Origin of the sequence: Caulobacter sp. (assembly GCF_017744445.1) — a bacterium.
Lineage (GTDB): Bacteria > Pseudomonadota > Alphaproteobacteria > Caulobacterales > Caulobacteraceae > Caulobacter.
The window spans coordinates 1-452 of sequence record NZ_JAGIBH010000091.1; the positions used below are offsets into that span (position 1 = coordinate 1).

At 71.2% G+C, this 452-nt stretch carries 1 protein-coding gene and 1 pseudogene; both read left to right on the top strand.

What is annotated here, in order from left to right; genetic code table 11:
- Positions 1–124: pseudogene (locus J7528_RS23800) on the top strand (arsenical resistance protein ArsH); the annotation flags it as partial.
- A 24-nt stretch (positions 125–148) separates the two neighbouring features.
- The coding region (locus tag J7528_RS23805) for a CPBP family glutamic-type intramembrane protease (protein WP_363270496.1) at positions 149–452 on the top strand (304 nt) is incomplete at its 3' end.

The window sequence follows — 452 nt, forward strand, 5'->3', positions numbered from 1 at the left end:
GCTGACGCGGGATCGGGCCGACTACCTCGTCGACCGCTACAGTGAGCGCAAAGCCGAAGGACGCATCCCCGAGCACGTCGCCCTGGCCGCCGAGGCCATGAACCACGAGACGACACCCGCCTAGCCGCGCATGCGCTAGGCTGGCGACATGTCAGCCTCCCCGCTCCGCCGCCTGCGCCGGTCCCTGACCACCCTGCCCGACGCGCGCGGTTGGGTGTTGTGCGGGCTGGCGGCCGTGGTCGCGGGAGGACTGATGGCCGCCATCGGCTTCTCTACCGGGCTCTACGCCCTGACCCAGACCGCGCCCGGCCTGCCGCTACGCCTGCTGACCGTGCTGTTCGTACCGGCTCTGGGCGAGGAGATCCCGTTCCGCGGCCTGTTCGTGCCCAGCCGCGACGAGAACCGCCGGCCCTGGATCGCGATCGCGGTTTCCACCGCCCTCTACGTGTCTC